At 72.0% G+C, this 15,185-nt stretch carries 13 protein-coding genes; 5 read left to right on the forward strand and 8 right to left on the reverse strand.

The features are described 5' to 3' along the window. Window positions 1–44: 44 nt before the first annotated feature. Window positions 45–527 carry a ribonuclease E activity regulator RraA gene (gene rraA / locus ACQEVJ_RS05305; protein ID WP_433097738.1) on the forward strand — a complete coding sequence of 161 codons (483 nt, stop codon included), beginning with the start codon at window positions 45–47 and terminating at the stop codon, window positions 525–527. Window positions 528–567: 40 nt separating this feature from the next. On the opposite strand, the gene ACQEVJ_RS05310 is transcribed toward rraA, so the two are convergent. The 8 genes from ACQEVJ_RS05310 to ACQEVJ_RS05345 all read right to left on the reverse strand — a co-directional run bounded on the left by ACQEVJ_RS05310 (window position 568) and on the right by ACQEVJ_RS05345 (window position 12,162). Beyond that, complete coding sequence (locus ACQEVJ_RS05310; RefSeq protein ID WP_433097740.1) at window positions 568–2,481, reverse strand: DUF222 domain-containing protein; 1,914 nt, start codon at window positions 2,479–2,481, stop codon at window positions 568–570. A 521-nt stretch (window positions 2,482–3,002) separates the two neighbouring features. Then, window positions 3,003–4,115 carry a cysteine--tRNA ligase gene (locus ACQEVJ_RS05315; protein ID WP_433097742.1) on the reverse strand — a complete coding sequence of 371 codons (1,113 nt, stop codon included), beginning with the start codon at window positions 4,113–4,115 and terminating at the stop codon, window positions 3,003–3,005. A 65-nt stretch (window positions 4,116–4,180) separates the two neighbouring features. Continuing rightward, a complete protein-coding gene (locus ACQEVJ_RS05320; protein WP_433097744.1) occupies window positions 4,181–6,046 on the reverse strand; it encodes a sigma factor-like helix-turn-helix DNA-binding protein in 1,866 nt (621 codons plus the stop codon). 55 nt (window positions 6,047–6,101) lie between these two features. After that, a complete protein-coding gene (locus ACQEVJ_RS05325; RefSeq protein WP_433097746.1) occupies window positions 6,102–8,162 on the reverse strand; it encodes a UvrD-helicase domain-containing protein in 2,061 nt (686 codons plus the stop codon). 3 nt (window positions 8,163–8,165) lie between these two features. Continuing rightward, the gene (locus ACQEVJ_RS05330; RefSeq protein WP_433097748.1) at window positions 8,166–9,782 is read right to left on the reverse strand and encodes a hypothetical protein; all 1,617 of its coding nucleotides are present in this window, start codon (window positions 9,780–9,782) and stop codon (window positions 8,166–8,168) included. A 66-nt stretch (window positions 9,783–9,848) separates the two neighbouring features. Next, on the reverse strand, window positions 9,849–10,625 hold the full coding sequence (locus ACQEVJ_RS05335) for a class I SAM-dependent methyltransferase (RefSeq protein WP_433097750.1): 777 nt from the start codon (window positions 10,623–10,625) through the stop codon (window positions 9,849–9,851). Window positions 10,626–10,750: 125 nt separating this feature from the next. Then, window positions 10,751–11,842 (reverse strand): ABC transporter substrate-binding protein, encoded by a 1,092-nt coding sequence (locus tag ACQEVJ_RS05340; RefSeq protein ID WP_433097752.1) that lies wholly within the window; start codon window positions 11,840–11,842, stop codon window positions 10,751–10,753. An 86-nt stretch (window positions 11,843–11,928) separates the two neighbouring features. Continuing rightward, entirely contained in the window at window positions 11,929–12,162 is a 234-nt protein-coding gene (locus ACQEVJ_RS05345) for a hypothetical protein (protein WP_433097754.1), read from the reverse strand. A gap of 97 nt (window positions 12,163–12,259) precedes the next feature. On the opposite strand from ACQEVJ_RS05345, the gene fdxA reads away from it, so the two are divergent. From fdxA to ACQEVJ_RS05365, 4 genes are read left to right on the forward strand one after another with little or no spacing between them, the layout of a single operon-like run. Further along, window positions 12,260–12,586 carry a ferredoxin gene (gene fdxA / locus ACQEVJ_RS05350; RefSeq protein WP_433097756.1) on the forward strand — a complete coding sequence of 109 codons (327 nt, stop codon included), beginning with the start codon at window positions 12,260–12,262 and terminating at the stop codon, window positions 12,584–12,586. Window positions 12,587–12,630: 44 nt separating this feature from the next. Then, complete coding sequence (gene dapC, locus ACQEVJ_RS05355) at window positions 12,631–13,710, forward strand: succinyldiaminopimelate transaminase (RefSeq protein ID WP_433097758.1); 1,080 nt, start codon at window positions 12,631–12,633, stop codon at window positions 13,708–13,710. An 11-nt stretch (window positions 13,711–13,721) separates the two neighbouring features. Then, the gene (locus ACQEVJ_RS05360; protein ID WP_433097760.1) at window positions 13,722–14,357 is read left to right on the forward strand and encodes a DUF4178 domain-containing protein; all 636 of its coding nucleotides are present in this window, start codon (window positions 13,722–13,724) and stop codon (window positions 14,355–14,357) included. A 22-nt stretch (window positions 14,358–14,379) separates the two neighbouring features. Continuing rightward, the gene (locus ACQEVJ_RS05365; protein WP_433097762.1) at window positions 14,380–15,180 is read left to right on the forward strand and encodes a hypothetical protein; all 801 of its coding nucleotides are present in this window, start codon (window positions 14,380–14,382) and stop codon (window positions 15,178–15,180) included. Window positions 15,181–15,185: the final 5 nt, after the last annotated feature.

A 15,185-nucleotide genomic window follows, 5' to 3' on the forward strand; every position in this document is an offset into this window, starting at 1 on the left:
GTGTCGCCGGAAAGCGGCCCCGGCGGCCCTGGCACAATGCGGCCATGAGCTTCGCGACCGCTGATCTCTACGACGCCCATGGCGACGCGCTGCGCAGTTGTGTCACCCAGTTCCACTCGTACGGCTCACGCGCGCGATTCTCCGGTCAGATCTCCACAATCCGATGCCTGGAGGACAACGCGCTCGTCAAGCAGGTGCTCGCGACGCCGGGCGAGGGCCGGGTGCTGGTGGTCGACGGTGGTGGATCGCTGCGTACGGCGCTGCTCGGCGACATGATCGCGGCTTCGGCCGTGGAGAACGGCTGGGCAGGCGTCGTGATCAACGGTGGGGTGCGGGACACGGCGGCGCTGGCCGGGCTCGACCTCGGCATCAAGGCACTCGGTGCCAACCCTCGCAAGAGCGCCAAGACCGCCCTGGGAGAGGTCGACGTCCCGGTGACCTTCGGGGACGTGACCTTCGCCCCGGGAGAGTGGCTCTACAGCGACGAGGACGGCATCCTCGTCAGCGACCACCGCCTCGACATCTGATCTCCCGTCCCAGCACCTGATCTCCCGCCTCGGCACCTGCTTAAATCCGTAGCCGTCTGGTGTGGGTCGGGTGGTAGGTGAAGGTCCAGCGGTCGGTGCCGGTCTTGTGGCGGGTGTAGCGGTCGGGGTGGCGGTAGCGGTCGCGGTTGTGGAACTGGCAGGCCGGGCCGAGCAGTTTCAGGTCGGTCAGGCCGCCGGTGCTCCAGTTGTCGGCGTGGTCGATCTGGCACATGGTGGCGGGGAGTGGGCAGCCGTCGATCCAGCAGGTGGCGTAGCGGGCGAAGATGGCCCGTCGTTGGGCGGGGGTGGCCAGGCGGGCCTTGCGGCCCATGTCCAGCACCTGCCCGTCGGCGTCCATCACCAGACGCACCAGGGTGGAGGTGCGGGCCAGTCGGTGGACGCTGGTGAGGGGCAGCATCTGCCCGGTCGCCAGCAACAACCCCGGCACCGCCCCCAGCAACGGCCCAGGCATCCCGCCCGGCGACCACCGCGCCCCGCCGCCGCACCCGCACGCGCCCTGGTCACCCGCCGCGTCCTGCGCATGCCGGCAGTCCCCCGCAGGCCGATGCCCGGCGTGGGCGTGATGTCCAGGTGAGCCTTCGGGGGGAGGATCCGGGTGCTCTGTGCGCGGCTGCTCTGTGCGTGGTTGTGCTGTGTGCGGCTGCGCTGCGTGCGACTGCTCGCTGCCGCCGCGCGCCAACCATGCCGACGCGCGGCTGGCGTGCGTTGCTCCCGTTTGGGCCGAGGCGCGGTCGCGGTCCTCGCCTTCTGCGGGCGCGGCGCGGTCGCCCTGGGCAGAGGCGGTGCTCGCGGTGTCGCGCGGCCCGCACTCGCCGGCCTGCTGCTGACAGCCCCCGCGCTCACGGATCCCGCGCTCACCGATCGTGCCCTTACCGGCTCCGGGGTTGCGAGGCTCCTCATCGCGGGGGCCGGTGCTGGCATGGTCGCCGCTCTCGGCAGCGGCGCCTGCGGCTACATCGGCGCCGGCATCGACCTCCGGACCGGCCTCTGCCTCTGACTCTGCCTCTGCTGCGGCTGTGGCATCGCCGGGGGCGGCGGGATGGCAGGGGCGCTCATCCTGGGCAGGGGCGGCGGCGGTGCTGCCCACGTCACCGGGGTCACCCATCTCGCCGGGGCCGCTGGTGTTGTCGGCGTCGCCGGGGTCGGTGTCTTCGGCGCTTCCGGTGTCGCTGGGGGCGCGGTAGCCGGTGTCCTTGGTGCCGCTCGCGTCGTCGGGGTGATCGGTGGGTTCAGGGTCGGTGGGGAGGGATTCGGCGTTGACCAGGACCAGGAGTTCGGTGGCGATCTTCTGCTCGAGGAACGCGATGAACGCATCGGCGTTACGCACCCGCAGCGGCCGGTCATCCCCCTCAGCCTTCGGCTTGGCGTAGGCGTCCAACAGGCTGCGCAGCCGGGCGGCGGCCTCGCGGGGCAGGTAGAACTCCCCTTCCAGCCCGCCGCCCCCGGTGGGGCGGACCCTCAGGAAACGCCGCCCGTAGTCGGCCTGCTCATCACGGTCCTCACCATCGGGGTCCAGCACCGCGCGCAGGTAGCGGCCGGCCTTGGCCACCTCCGCCGCCCCCGCTTTGCCCGCCAGCTCCAGCAAAATCGGCTCAGCCAGCCCGGCCTGTGCGTCGGTCAACTGGGCGGTGGCGGCGCAGATCGCCTCCACCACCCCCGCCGCCAACTGCCCGGCGGCGAACTTCTCCCGCACCCGCGGCAGGCGGCCCAGCTCCACGGCCAAGGTGAGCAGGCGACCGGCGCCGGGGACACTCATCCCCCCGGCGGTACGCAACCAGCTGCGGGTGGAGGCATGCCCGTGCTGCCTGGCCCGCCCCGCACGATGCACCCGCCCGACGCGGTCCGCCAACGCGGAGGTGATCCGATCCCGCGCGAACATCAGGTCCTCGGCCTCGGCAAGGCAGATCTCCGGCGCATCCGGTACCGCCGCCACAGCCAACGCCTGCGCGGTCTCCCGCAACGACGCCACCAGCACCCACGACGACCGGCCCCGACGAACACCTGACCTACTAGCACCGGCACCGTCCTCAGCGGCATCACTGCCAGGGGCATAATTGTCAGCGGCATCGGCATCACCGCCGCAGGCATGTGAGTCCCTGGACGTCCACAACGGCGAGTCAGCGGTCAGCCGGTCCCACCAGTCGCCATCGGTGTTATTCGAACGACGAGAGCAGTCAGGATCGACAGCGAACAGATCCATCCCGCTCCCTCGGTGAATTCGAATACTTGTATGAATTCTTTCACGGAGCCGCGCCTCGCACACCCGATGAGCAGCGAATTGTTGGAGCGACAGGTGAGGGCGACAGGCGTGGGCGGCGGGCCGGTCCATACGCCGGGCACTGACGCGGTCGTCAGCCTGCCTACGCACCGGATGTGGACCTGTTGCCGGGCCGGCGCGTCGGTACGCGAGAAATGGACCGGCTGGCCGGCCCGTCCGGGCGCGGGAAGCGCCCGTCAGATGCGGCCGATGTCGGCGGGCAGGTCGAGGGCGAGCACGTGGTCGAAGTGGAGGAAGGTCTCGAACTTGGCCCCCGGCGCGACCGACTCGTCGGCCTCCAGGTCGCGCAGCAGGCGTAGCGCCCCGGACGTGTCGAGGTCGTCGTCCAGCGCCCGCTGGACGCGCTCGGCGTGGGCGTCGTCGATCGGGCGACTCGGTGACTTCGCCCATTCGGCCACGCGCCGCCGAAGCCGCCGCAGTTCCTCGTCGGCGGAGCGAAGGGTGTCCCAGGTGAGGTCGACTGGCCGCCGGTAGTGGTGCTCCAGCAGGGCCAGCCGTACGGCGAGGGGATCGAGACCGGCGGCGACGACGCCGGACAGCGGCACGACGTCCGCGGTGCCGGCCGGGCGGCCCTCGAACAGCAGGTGTCCGGAGTGCGCCCAGTGGGCGGCGGCCTCCTGGCCCGTCGCGGCGTTCGACTGAGCCCGCGCCCTCTCGTGGTGGGGGAAGCACAGGTCGGCCCCGCCCACGTAGAGGTCGAAGTGCGGGCCGAGGAACCGCAGCGGCGTGGCCGAGCACTCGACGTCGCGGCCGGGGAGCCCGCGGCCCCAGGGCGCGTCCCAGACCGCTCCGGCGTCACCGTCGGCCGGTTCCCCCAGAGATTCCCCCAGAGATTCCCACAGGGGCCAATCGGACGCTGAGCCCTGCTTGCCGGAGATCTCGCCGTACGTGGGGAAGGACGCCGCGTCGAAGAACACCGCCCCCTCCGGGGTGGCGTACGCATGGCCGCGCTCGATGAGCCGCCCGATGAGCTCGATCACCAGCCCCATCGTCTCGCTGGTCCTGGGGGAGTGCTCGGGGGCGCGTATGTTGAGTGCGAGCGTGTCGGCGTCGAGAGACGCAACGTCGCCGCCGTCTCGGTGAACGAGGTCGGAAACGTTGCGGCAGGCGAGCACCCGCAGCCCGGCGCGTTCGGCGACGCGGCGGACCAGGTCGGAGAGCAGGGTGGGGCGCAGGTCGGCGAGGCCGGTGGGCCCGTGCGCGGCGCAGGTGTACATCCGCAGGATCCGTGAGCCGGTCGGGGCGACGGGCACGACCTGTCGGGTCAGGGTGTCGTGGAGCCGCAACATGCTCCGAGCCTACGTGCTGCCCCCGGCATCCCCGCCCCGACCCCTGATGAAATAGAAAGCCCGAATCAGGTCAGGAAGCGCATGATGTCGCGGTCGCCGCGTTCGCGCAGGCGGTCGAGCACGTCCTCGCGGGCCACCCCTTCCGGCAGGCCGATGCGGGCGCCGATGAGCCGCAGGCCCTCGGCCTCCGATGCCACCGGAGCGGTGTACCCGATCAGGTGCAGCGCCTGGTTGATCGCGGGCAGTCCGGCCCCCGACACGGGCAGGAAGCGGGTCAGCAGCTCGCCGCCGTCGGAGACGGTGAGGAAGACGTGGTCGCCCTCGGACGCGTTGTACTCCGCGAGAACGTTCCTGATCGAGCCGATGGTCGGCTGGTTGTGCCAGCTGATCACCACCTCGCCCGACGCGGTGGAGGCGGTGAGCTGCCCGCCGGGCGCCATGCCGAGGTGCGCGGCGAAGCCGGTCGGCAGCGGGGAGCCCGAGCCGCGCAGGTGCTCGGCGTTCACGTCGACACGATGCCACCAGCGGCCGTCCCTGCTGCGGAAGCAGCGGCGGGTCATCGAGACGTCCCGGCGTGGCTGGTATGGCTCGGCCTGGTCCTGGGCGGCCACCCTGATGTAGCCGCGCTGGGTCCGATCGAACCCGGGCCCTCCGGCGTACGCCCTGATGGAGCTCTCGCTCACGTCGTAGCGGGAGGTCAGGTTGTCCACGACCGTGCTCACGGACGCCTCGCCGCCCGCGCGCTCGATCTCCCGTATGATCATTTCCCGGATGCCGAGGTACTCGTCGCCGCCCCAGCGCCGCAGGCCGTACTTGCTGCGGTCGAGCCGGATGAACCGCTCGTCCGAGGCGAGCTGGTTGCGGATGCCGACGATGCTGTAGTCCTCGCCGATGCGGGCCTGGATCTCCTCGGAGGTGAGCGGGACGCGGGCGACCGCCAGCACGGCCTCCGCTTTGTCGCCCATGCTGCGCGGCCAGGGGACGACATGGCCTTCCATGACCCGCAGGTGCGGCACCGACGCCAGCCAGCGCTCGGCGACGTCCTCCCGGATGCCGAGCTGGGAGACGAGGGAGACCGCCTCCTCCAGTGGCCGGGGGCCGTCGGTGAACAACTGCCGGGTCTTCTCCCTGATCTCGTCCGCGCCGCCCGCGACCAGCCAGCCGTCCACCTGCTCGTACCCGGTCAGCAGCGTACGGACGAATCGCCACGCGGGGATCGCGAGCGTGATCAGCTCGGTGCGGTGCCACGGCACGGCGGCGGCGAGGTCGTCGGCGGGCACGGCCGAGCCCAGCCGGGTGCGCAGCCAGGACAGGTGGGCGTTCAGCGGCGCGGCGGACGGGCCGTTCAGCCAGTCCATCACGTGGTCGCGCAGGTCGCGCTCGATCTGCCGGATGCGCTCGCGGGTGACCGAGAAGCGCTGGGCCAGCTCGTCTAACGTGGCCCGCTGGGCCTGGCCCGGGTGCTGCGAGGTGTCGAAGTAGAGCCGGTCGCGCGCGATGGCCCGCTGGCGGTCGTCCAGCCGGGCGAAGATCTCGTCGACGACCTCGGGCATCGGCCGATCGGGGAGGGCCGGCGGGACCGGAGCCCCGACCGGCTCCCGCGCGGGCTCGGTGGCCAGCAGCTTGTCGATCACGTCGACGTACAGGTCGTGGACGCTCTCCCGGGGGCCGGGCGTCTGGAGGCTCTCCTCGGGGTGGGTGAACCTCAGCAGCGGGAGGATGTCGCCGAGGACCAGGTGCGCCCAGCAGGCGGTGGTGAGGTCGGCGAGCCGGGAGGCGACCTGGCCGGTCCCCACCGCCGCGCAGGCCCGGTCGAGGGGAAGCGCCTGCCACCACGCGTCGGGAAGACCGGGGTCGCTCGCGATCGGCTCTACCTGACTGGGCGCGGTCCAGCGCAGCGGAGGCACGATGTCGCTAAGGCTGAGGTTCATGCAGGTCCAACCGGCAAGGGGAATATATCCGCAGTTCAGACTAGGGGATCGGACGTCAGGCCGGGATGAAGGGACTGGCGCGCCCCGAGTAGGACACGTAGAGCAACTCCCCCGCCCGCGTACACGCCACGTAGAGCAGCCCCCGTTCGCGTTGCAGATCGTGCGCCCGGGCCGTCGGGTCCTCGTCGGCCGGGGTCAGCGCGTCCGGCGCCGGCACGATTCCGTCAGCCACGCCTATCACGGCCACCCGACGGAATTCCAGCCCTTTCATGCCATGAAGCGAGGTGACTTTGACCGTGATGCCCGCTTCGCGTAGCGCGGTGCGGGCGGTACGCACGAGGTTCGAGGTGCGCGCGGCGACCGCGATCTGAGCGGTCGGCACGCCCTCCTCCAGCCATTCGGCCACGGTGGAGACGAGCCCGGCGATCTCCGCCTCCGCGTTCACGTACTCGCGCACCATCGGGCGCGTGCCGTAGTCCAGTGCGCGGTAGCCGTACATCGCGGCGTTGCCCGCGACAAGCCCGTCGGCCGGCCCGCCGCCCCGCAGGCGCACTCCCCACGACAGGATCTCGTTGGGCAGCCGGTGGGAGATCCTCAGGCGGAACCAGCGGGCGGGGATGCCGACGTCCGTCAGCGCGACCCGCGTGTCGAACATGCGCTGGTGCGGGTCTCCCAGGATGAACAGGTCGTTCGCGGCGGCGGGGACCGCCGCCCGCAGCAGCCGCCACTGCGCCGGGTGCAGGTCCTGCGCCTCGTCCACGACGATGTGCCGGTACGGCTGCCGCCCCGGCGCCTCGTCGCCCAGCAGGTCGCCCACGGCTCGCCCGAGCAGGCCCGCCGCCTCCGAGGCGAGCTGGAGCAGGGTTCGCCGGCCGGACTCGCGCAGGCGCCGTACGACCTGCTGGACGGCCTCCCACACCGTCGTCCTGGCCTCGGCGTCGAGGGAGACGCCGCGGCCCGGCCGTGCGGCGGCCTGGTACTCCTCCAGCGTCCGCAGGTCCTGCGCGAGGATCACCTGTTCCCACTCGCGCAGCAGGAACGCGCTGCCGAAGCGCCCGCCGGCCGCCTCCTGCCACAGCTCGGCCAGGTCGTCGGAGGAGACGAGGGCCGGGGCGCGGCCCTCCGCCTCGGCGACGATGCGGTGCGCGATCCTGTCGACGTTGCCCACCTCGACGCGCTTGCGCACCACCTCGTCGTTGATGATCATGTCGAGCCGCGCGGACAGCTCGGTCGCGAGGCTCTGGGAGAACGTGACCAGCAGCACCGGGCCGGTGGCCGCGCGGGCCAGCAGGGCCGCCCGGTGCAGCGCGATGACCGTCTTCCCGGTGCCCGCGCCCCCCGTGATCAGCACCGGCTGCTCGTACGCCGGCCAGTTGGCGTACGTGTGCTGCGGCGGGTAGAGGAACGTGCACCAGCCGGGCAGGGTGAGGACGCGCTCGAGCTCCGCGGCGTCGGCGGCGAACGCCGCCCGGTCGGGGCTGCGCCGCAGCGCCGCCAGGAGATCCTCGGGGTCGACCTCGTCGGCGACGCGGGAGCGGCAGGCGTCCAGCTCGCGCCAGGCGGCCGCGAGCGAGCCGCCGCGGGCGAGCGCCGCGAGCGGCGCGTACTGGCTGTGCGGGAGCAGCGGCTCCACGGCCGCGAGATGCGACTCCGACGTCATCAGGCGCAGCAGCGGCAGCAGGCGGGCGTCGATGCCGATGTTCAGCAGATCGTTGTCGCACCAGTTCTCGAACAGCGGCCGTCGGCCGGTCTCCGACGCGCGGCGCAGAGCAGGCTCGATCCGCTCCAGCGCCTCGGCGTCCCAGGTCTCGACGATCCCGATGGCCGTGTTGACGCCGAACCTGTGCCGCTGCGCGTACGACCACGCCTCGGCGTCCGGCAGCACGGTGAGCAGCCAGTAGACGTCCTCCTGCCGCACCACCACCCCCCGGTGGCGGTCGGCTAGCCGCAGCGTGGCGACGCGGGGATCGCGGCAGTTGCGCACCCTCTCGGGGTGCGGCGCGGCGGACGCGTTCAGCAGGAACCGGCGTACCGCGACGGCGACGTCCCGGCGGACCGGCCGGGTGAGCGCGCCGAGCCCGCGCAGGAACTCCGGGGAGATCGCGAGCCGGGGCATCGGCTATCCCAGCAGGGTCAGCAGGTCGCGGTCCCCGCGTTCTCGCAGCCGCGCGAGGAGTTCGGGCCGCCCGACGGGTCCGGCGAGGCCGACGCGCGTCGCGATCACCCGCGCCGCCTGCTCGGGCGTGCCGCTCGGGGCGGTGTAGCCCACCAGGCGCAGCGCGCGGCTCGTCTCGTCGCCGCCGTTCGCCGCGGGCAGGTGCCGTACGCGCAGCATGCCCTCCTCGGACAGGGTCAGGAAGATGTGACTGCCCTCCTCGGCCGAAACCTCGCTGAGAATCCGCTGAAGGGAGCCCAGGGTCGGCCGCGCGTGCCAGGAGAGGCCGACCTCCCCGGCCGCGCTGCGCACCGTGCGGTCCTCGCCCGGAGCCAGGCCGACGTACGCGGCGAACCCGCTCGGCAGCGGCACCTCGCCGCCGTGGAGGTGGTCGCCTGAGACATCCACCCTGAGCCACCACCTGCCGTCCGGCTGCCGGAAGCACCGCCGGGTCAGCGCCACGTCCTTGAGCCCGCCGTGCTGCCGGTCCTGCTGCCGGTCCTGCTGCCGGTCAGGGTCGATTTCGGAGGCCTTCTGGGCGCGCAGTTGCGGCACGCTCTCCAGCCACTGCCTGGCCACGTCGGCACGGACGCCGAGAGAGCCGATCATCTCCAGCGCCTGGGGGACGGTCGGCGGGCGCTCGGCCGAGGCGATCAGGTTCCGCGTCCTCTCCCGCAGTTCCTCGATGTCCCCGGCCACGAGCCAGTCGCCGAAGAGGCGGTATCCGGGGAGCGTGGCGAGCACGAACCGCCAGGCGGGCACCTCCAGTGCCTGCAGTTCCCGCCCGTGCCACTCGGCGGCTGTGACGAACCGCTCCTTCGGGACCGCGGCTCCAAGCGTGTCGGTGACCTGCGCCAGATGCTCGCTGTACGGCTTCGCCTCCGGCAGCGCGAGCCAGCGGGACAGCCGGTCGCGCAGGGCCGCTTCGAGATCGTGGATGACGGCGGGAGGGAGGGCGAGCAGCCTGGCCAGCTGCTCGGGGTCGGACGGCTCGTCGGCGAAGACGCGGTTCTGCGCCACCATCCAGGTCTGGTCGTCCAGGTCGCCGAACGCCGCGTCGATCAGCTCGGGGATGTCCGCCACCTGTTGTTCCGGGGGTTCCTCCACAGGCTCGGCCTGCTCGGACAGCGGCTCGGAAACCGGCTCGGAAACCGGCGCTGAGACCGGCTCCACCTCCTCCGGGGACATCCGTAAGAACACGGCGGTGAAGAGAGCGGTCAGCACGGGCCGGGCCTTGATGAACGGCTGGTCGGCCAGTTCCCGGCCCGACAGCGCGAGCAGGCCGTGCCAGGACCCCGCCCGGTCGAGCGCGATCGCGACCTGGGGGTCGTCGGCCTCGTCGGGGTCGAGCACGTGCAGCGCGGGCAGCACGTCGCCGACGGCGGCCGCCGGCCAGTGGTCGAGCGCGAGCTCGGTGAGCAGGTCACCCAGCGCCTCGGCGCCCAGGACGGCGAGCACCCGGTGCAGGGGCAGTGTCCGCCACCAGGCATCCGGCAGGCCGGCCCGGCCGGCCAGGGTCGTGATGCGGGCAGCGTCACTCCAGCGCAGCGGTGGCACGAGGTCACTCAGGCAGAAGTTCATGCTTTCCCCATCACTCACAAAGACCAGTCCATTGTCTGGCAAATCGCCCCGTCGTGGTGGAGATGTTCAGTGACGTTCCGCGGCGAAACGGAGGCGGACGTAGTCGGCCATCCAGCCGGTCTCCCGGCGCAGGGCGGGGGCGGCCAGTTCGTTGACCCGGTGCAGCAGCGGCTCCACGGCCGCGGGGGGGACCCGGTCGAGCAGCGAGCCGGCGAACATCCGGACCCAGTCGGCCGCGCCGTTCGGGCACTCGTCGAGCGGGGTGGGACGGTCGAAATACTCCAGCAGCCGGACCGTGAACCCGCCCTTCTCCAGGCGGTGGGCGTACTCCGCCGGGCTGGGGAAGTACCACGGCAGCTCGGGCTCGGGCAGGCCGTACTCGCGCCAGGCGGTGAGCACGGCGGCGGTCAGGGCCGCGCAGTTGCCCGCGCCGCCCATCTCGGCGACGAACCTGCCGCCCGGCCGCAGCGCCTCCCGCACGCAGTCGATCACCGCGTCGGGGTCGCGGGTCATCCAGTGCAGCGCGGCGTTCGAGAAGACCGCGTCGTACGGCTGGGCGACGGTGAAGTCGTAGCCGTCGCCCACGGTGAAGTCGAGTCCGGGGTGCTGCGCGATGGCCTGCTCGATCATGGAATGGGAGCCGTCGATGCCCAGCACGTGGGCGCCGCGCCTGGCGATGTCGGCGGTGAGCACGCCGGTGCCGCACCCGAGGTCGAGCACGCGCTCACCGGGGCGCGGGTCGAGCAGTTCCACCAGCGGCGCGCCCTGAGCCGAGACGTAGCCGAAGGAGCTGTCGTAGGCGCGAGCGTTCCATCGGGTGAGACTGGGAGTTTCGTACCTCAAGATCGGCTCGCATTCTGACACGTGGTGCCCGGTGTCGGGATTGCCGCAATCTCATGCCGACTTGTGAGACTGCTGGGATAACGACACACTTTACGGCTTCCGTCGCCTCCGCGAGATCGGGTGGCTCAGCCGACCACCTGGGCCCAATGCGCGGTCACGTACGACTTGGCTTGGTCCTGCTCGGGGATGCTCAGGATCACCGGGTCGCCGGACGCCTCCGGCAGCCTGGCGGCGGCGCCTCCGTCCAGCGTGTCGCGCATCTCCATCGCCTCCATGCGGGCGGGCCGCGCGAACGCCTTGAGGAACAGGTTCTGGCCCTCGTCGGACAGCAGGAACTCCTCCCACAGCCGGGCGGCGGCCGGGTGCGGCGCGTCAGCGCCGATCGCCTGCATGTAGTAGGAGGCGAGCACCTCGTTCTTCGGGATCGTCACCCGCCAGGCCGCCGCGCCGCGGCCGGACGCGGCACGCGCCGCGTTCATGAAGTCCCAGTCCACCACCGCGGTCGCCTGGTCGGGCCGGCCGAGCATGCCGCCCTTCTTCAGCCGCGCGAACAGGTCCACGCCCCGCGCGGCATCGGGAAGTCCGTTGCCGAGCGAGGCGGCCATCACGGCGCTGAACGCCGAGGCCACCCGGCGCGGGTCGCCCGGCAGCGCCGCCACCGTCCCCGGCCTCACCAGCGCGCCGTACGACGCGGGGGTGGGGACCTTCCTCGGGTCGTAGCCGATCGACATGTATCCGCCGTAGGCGGCGAACCAGCGTCCCCGCTGCTCCTTGGCCTCGTCGGGGATGTCCGCCCAGCCGGTGACCCGGTATGGCGCGAAGAGTTTGGCGTTGGCGACCGCGACCTCCATGGTGAGGTCGAACACGTCCGGCGCCTGATTCGACCCCTTCAGCCGGGCCGCGGTGTCGATCTCCTGCTGGCTGCTCGCCTCCGGCACGATCGAGGTCACCTTGATGCCGTACTTGTCGGAGAAGCGGGCGATGATCTCCTTGTAGCCGACCCAGGCGCCCGGCAGGCCCACGACGGTGAGCGCGCCCTCCTTCTTGGCCGCCTCGACGAGCCTGTCCATGGTGCCGAACCCGGACTCCAGGCTGCCGGCCCGGGGGTTCAGGGGTGGCAGCGGCTTGTCCGACGACGACGACTTCGAGCACGCGGAGGCCGCGGACAGGAGGATCGCCGCCGAGGAGATCGTCACGACGCAGGCACGTATGGTCACGCCGCGTATGCTCCCCGCGCCGCGGCGACCGTCCGCGGCGGCGCGCTGGGGCATTACCGAGTCGGCGTCCGCACCAGGCGCGGGGATTACCGGGCAGGCGGCGCGGGCGGCACGACCTTGGCGGCGGCCAGGGTGTCCTCGGCGATCTCGACGAGGCTTCCGTCCCGCTTTCGCACGGTGAGCACCCCGTGGTGCCAGGATTCCAACACGCCGACCGCGTCCCGGTGTCCACCGGGCACCCTGCGTCGCGTCGTCACCCGTTTCCCCACGTCGGCGGGGGTGATGGCGACCACGAGACGGGCTCCGAGCCGAGGGGCCACGACGATTGCCCCCCTCCTGTTCCGGCTAGTCGGCAGGCACCGCAATACTAGGGCTAGCAACCCGCGGTCGAGCCGTGCAACCCAGAAGGAGCCCGAGGTGACGTACGTCATCGCGCAGCCTTGCGTGGACGTCCTGGACAAGGCGTGCATCGAGGAGTGCCCCGTCGATTGCATCTACGAGGGCGAACGCATGCTCTACATCCACCCCGACGAGTGCGTGGACTGCGGTGCGTGCGAGCCGGTGTGCCCCGTAGAGGCGATTTTCTACGAAGACGACCTTCCCGAGCAGTGGAAGGACTTCTACAAGGCCAACGTCGATTTCTTCGAGGACCTGGGCTCGCCCGGCGGCGCCTCGAAGGTCGGCAAGATCAACAAGGACCACCCGCTGGTCGCGGCGCTCCCGCCGCAGGGCGAGGACCACTGACCGACGCCTGATCAGCGCGGTCCGTGACGACTGGGGGATTTTCTTTGCTTGCGTTGCCGGACTTCCCATGGGATCGGCTCGTGCCCTATCAGGACTTGGCGCGGGCGCATCCCGGCGGGATCGTCGACCTGTCGGTCGGCACGCCGGTCGACCCGGTGCCCCCGGTCGCCCGAGAGGCGCTCGCCGCCGCCGCCGACAGCCCCGGCTATCCCCTGACGTACGGCACGCCGCGGCTGCGTGAGGCGGCCGCGGGCTGGCTGCGGCGGCGGCATGGCGTCACGGTCGATCCCGCCGACGTGCTGCCGACCATCGGCTCCAAGGAACTGGTGGCCTGGCTGCCGACGCTGCTCGGCGTGCGGCCCGGCGAGCGCGTGGTCTTCCCCGAGCTCGCCTATCCCACGTACGACGTGGGCGCGAGGTTGGCCGGGGCCGAGCCCTACGCGACCGACGGGCTCCTCGCGCTGGGCCCCGAGCGGGTGCCCCTCGTCTGGGTGAACTCGCCGTCCAACCCCACCGGGCGCGTCCTGCCCGCCGAGCACCTGCGCAAGGTCGTCGCGTGGGCGCGCGAGCGCGGCGCGGTCGTCGCGTCCGACGAGTGCTACATCGAGCTGGGCTGGGAGGATCACCCCGTCTCCGTCCTCCACCCGGACGTGTGCGAGGGCTCCCACGAGAACCTGCTCGCGGTCCACTCGCTGTCGAAGCGGTCGAACTTCGCCGGATACCGCGCCGGCTTCGTCGCCGGCGACCCCCGGCTCGTACGGCGGCTGCTCGAGGTGCGCAAGCACGCGGGCATGATGATGCCCGCCCCGGTCCAGGCCGCGACGGCGGCCGTGCTCGACGACGACGCGCACGCCGACGAGCAGCGGGAGCGGTACGCCCGGCGCAGGGCGGTGCTGCGGCCCGCGCTGGAGCGGGCCGGTTGGCGGATCGAGCACTCGGCCGCCGGGCTCTACCTGTGGGCCACCGACGGCACCGGCTGCTGGGACCAGGTGCGCGCCCTGGCCGAGAGGGGCATCCTCGTCGCGCCGGGCGAGTTCTACGGCGCCGCCGGGCGCGGCCACGTCCGCATCGCCGTCACCGCCACGGACGAGCGCGTCGATGCGGCGGTGAGCCGCCTCCAGTAGGATCGCCCGCCATGACGACAGCGATCGTGATCGTGCTGGGCCTCGCCACGGTCGTCGTCGTGCTGGGCGCTTTCGCCACGAACCGGCGCACGCGTACGCGCGAGCCGGTCCGCACTCCGCCCGCCGCTCCGGGAGAGTCGCCGCCGCGCGACCCCGCGGCCGACCTCGACTTCTTCGATCCCCGCACGATCAGGGTGGGGGACACCGTCTACGTGGAGGCCGCCCGCTATCGGGCCGTCGGCGCCCTGCACTGCACCATGCAGGGCGAGAAGTGGACGGAGTACCTGCTGGACGAGGGTGCCCGGCGCTACAACTGGCTGTCGATCGAGGAACGGCCGGGCAAGGAGGGCGAGCCCCTCCACCTGGAGGTCCTGCTGTGGACCGACGTGCCGACCCAGGGCATGGTGCCGGCCAGGCACATGCTCATCGTGGACGGCCTGGAGTTCTATCCCATCGAGCGCGGCACGGCCGCCTTCCGCTCCGAGGGGACCACCGGGCTGCCCGAGCGCGGCCTGCTCGACTTCGCCGACTACCGGGCGGGCGACGGCCGCGTGCTGTCGTTCCAGCGTGTGCAGGGCGGCCAGTGGGAGTCCGCCTACGCCCGTGCGCTCACCCCCGGTTCCGTCCGAGTGGATCGGCTGCCCTGATCACCCGGGTAGGTTCAGCTACGTGGAACGGCGCCTTACCAAACCAATCGTCACCGTCATGGTCATCGTCGTCCTGCTGGGCGGGGCCATCTTCTACGGCGCCTATCACCTGTTGAAGCGGACCGAGCCGTTCGCTCTCGGCGAACACTGCATGGTCAAGACTCCTGACGGCACGCTCGACCTCGACATCGAGCAGGCCCAGGTGGCCGCGACCATCGCCGCCGTCGCGGTGCGGCGCAAGCTGCCCGAGCGCGCCCTCCAGATCGCCTACGTCACCGCGATCCAGGAGTCCAAGCTGGCCAACCTGCCGTACGGCGACCGCGACTCCGTGGGCGTCTTCCAGCAGCGGCCCTCGCAGGGCTGGGGGACGGCCGAGCAGTTGCAGGACCCGGTCTACGCGACGCGCAAGTTCTTCGCCGCCCTGGAGAAGGTGAAGCACTACCAGACCCTGCCGCTGCACGAGGCGGCCCAGGCCGTGCAGCGCTCCGCCGACGGCTCGGCCTACGCCGACCACGAGTACCACGCCAAGATCCTCTCGGCGGCGTTCATCGGACACGTGCCCCAGGCCGTCCACTGCTGGTACCCCCCGTCCGACAAGCCGGTCGCGCCGCAGCCCGAGGCCGCGCGCAAGCAGCTCGTGCGCGCGCTCGGCACGGACTCCGCGCCCAAGCGCGGCTGGCTGGTCGCCGCCTGGTACGTCACCCACGCGCAGAAGTACGGCCTGCGCCAGGTGCGCTTCGAGGGCGTCACCTGGACGGCCGCCAGCGGGCACGACGGCTGGCGCAAGGACACCAAGCCCGTCGCCACCGTCCAGGTGGCCTGAAGCGG

The organism is Microbispora sp. CA-102843 (assembly GCF_050936215.1).
GTDB lineage: Bacteria > Actinomycetota > Actinomycetes > Streptosporangiales > Streptosporangiaceae > Microbispora.

Bases quoted from the DNA above. Each gene is read 5' to 3' on its own strand.
- ACQEVJ_RS05360 (WP_433097760.1), top strand. From the start codon at position 13,722: ATGACGACAGCGATCGTGATCGTGCTGGGCCTCGCCACGGTCGTCGTC.
- rraA (WP_433097738.1), top strand. From the start codon at position 45: ATGAGCTTCGCGACCGCTGATCTCTACGACGCCCATGGCGACGCGCTG.
- ACQEVJ_RS05325 (WP_433097746.1), bottom strand. From the start codon at position 8,162: ATGCCCCGGCTCGCGATCTCCCCGGAGTTCCTGCGCGGGCTCGGCGCG.
- ACQEVJ_RS05330 (WP_433097748.1), bottom strand. From the start codon at position 9,782: ATGAACTTCTGCCTGAGTGACCTCGTGCCACCGCTGCGCTGGAGTGAC.
- ACQEVJ_RS05320 (WP_433097744.1), bottom strand. From the start codon at position 6,046: ATGAACCTCAGCCTTAGCGACATCGTGCCTCCGCTGCGCTGGACCGCG.
- ACQEVJ_RS05315 (WP_433097742.1), bottom strand. From the start codon at position 4,115: ATGTTGCGGCTCCACGACACCCTGACCCGACAGGTCGTGCCCGTCGCC.